Origin of the sequence: Bradyrhizobium sp. 31Argb (assembly GCF_043638955.1) — a bacterium.
In the GTDB taxonomy this organism is placed as follows: Bacteria; Pseudomonadota; Alphaproteobacteria; order Rhizobiales; family Xanthobacteraceae; genus Bradyrhizobium.
Map to the genome: position 1 here is coordinate 1 of NZ_JBEGDB010000454.1, position 1,839 is coordinate 1,839.

Sequence of the window (1,839 nt, forward strand, 5' to 3'; positions counted from 1 at the left end):
TCACTTCACGAGCGGTTTGGTGGCGAGTCCAACCTGGTTGAGGCCGATGCGGCCGAGCAGGTCGAGCACGTCCATCACGCTTTGGTACTGGGCCTGCGCGTCGCCGCGCAGCACCACGGGAAACTCCGGCGTCAGCGCCTTCTGCTGCACCAGCCGCTGCCCGAGCTCGGGCAGCGTCACCGGAATGGTGTCGAGGAAGATCTTGCCGTCATTGGAGACCGTGATCGCCTTGGTGGTCTGGGTCGCCAGCGACGGCGCGGCCGAGGCCTTCGGCAGGTTGACCTTCTGGCCCTGCACCGTCGCCGTCGTCATGATGATGAAGATCACCAGCAGCACGTAGGCGAGGTCCAACATCGGCGTGATGTTGATGTCGTCATACGGCTTGGAGTCGCTCTGGAGCTGCATCGCCGTTTACTCCGCGGCCATGCGGTGGTCGATCGGATCCGGCCGGTCGGCGGTGTAGAACTCCGCCATCTTGGTCACGAACTCGTCGACGAAGACCTGGATGTCGCTTGTCAGATCCTTGATCTTGGAGATCAGGTAGTTGTAGCCGAACAGCGCCGGGATCGCGACGCCGAGGCCGGCCACGGTCGCCACCAGCGCCGCCGCGATGCCGGGCGCGATCGCGTTGACGTTGACGTCGCCGGAGGCCGCGATCGCCGCGAAGGTGATCATGACGCCGACCACGGTGCCGAGCAGGCCGAGGAACGGACCGCCGGAGATCGCGATGGTCAGGACCACCATCAGCCGGTTCAATCGCTGGATCTCCTTGACCACGCCGCTGTCGAGCGCGGCGCGGATCGCCGCGATCGAGGCGCCGGACAGCACCGGCGCGGCGCCGCCGCGGAAGCGGTGGCGGATCTCCTGCGCCCCGATGTGGTAGATGCGGTAGAGCGAGGAGGCCTTCATCGCCTTGGCATCGGCCGCCGTCAGCCGGCCGCCGAGGGTGGCGACATCGGCATCCTCGCCGCGGTCGAGCATGGTGAGATCGTCGGCGACCGCGCGGAAGTGCTTCATGAACACCGCATTGGCCTTGGCCTGGCGGTTCAGGTAGCCGGTGCGGTCGACCATCACCACCCAGCTCAAGGCCGCCATGATCACCAAAAGGCCGATCACCACCCAGCCGTCGAGCGTGACCGACTTCAGGATCACCGCGAAGTAGCCCGACAGCCAGCTTCCGGTTTCCTCATCGACGCTGAAGGCGATCAGCTTGGCCTGGTCGGGGCCCTGCCCGATCGCGGCGAATTTGATGAAGCCGGCCGACCGCGCGATCTTCGCAATCTGCAGCTCGTCGACGTCGCCGGCAAAGCCCGCCATCGCCGGGACCGCAACCGGCGCGGGCGCAGCGGCGGCATCGTCCGCGGCCGGCGCCGCGGTGCCGTCCGCAGCCGTCGCAGCAGGGGACTGCGCGGCTGCGGACGGGGCGGCCTGGGCGACCGGAGTTGCACTGGAGGTTGCAGACGTGTCACCTCCGATCAGGGCCACCGTGTTCAGCGCCGGCAACGAGGCGGCGACCGACGCGTAAGCGTTGCCGTCGAGCGTCAGCGTGACCTGGCCGTTGCTGGCAACCACGGCCAGATGATGCCAGGTGCCAGGTGCGACCGGCGCACCGGCGCCGCTGCGCTGCGCGGCCCCGGCATTGGTCACCTCGACGAACGGCGCGCCATTGTCGAGACCGATCACCAGCGCATTGCCGGCCGCAGCATCGCGGCGGCTGTAGAGCGCCGCGTTCGGCTGCGCGGCCGCCGGCCTGATCCAGGCCGACCAGGTGAACGGTGCGCCCGCCGCCTGCGTCAGCGACGGCGAGGCCGGCAGCGTCACCGGATTTTGGCCGGTCAG

General features: G+C 68.5%; 2 protein-coding genes. Both read right to left on the reverse strand.

The window, feature by feature from the left end; all coding sequences use genetic code 11:
* The gene (locus tag AAFX91_RS39830) at window positions 1–405 is read right to left on the reverse strand and encodes an ExbD/TolR family protein (RefSeq protein ID WP_394570144.1); all 405 of its coding nucleotides are present in this window, start codon (window positions 403–405) and stop codon (window positions 1–3) included.
* A 6-nt stretch (window positions 406–411) separates the two neighbouring features.
* On the reverse strand, window positions 412–1,839 hold a 1,428-nt coding region (locus AAFX91_RS39835), incomplete at its 5' end, for a MotA/TolQ/ExbB proton channel family protein (RefSeq protein WP_394570145.1).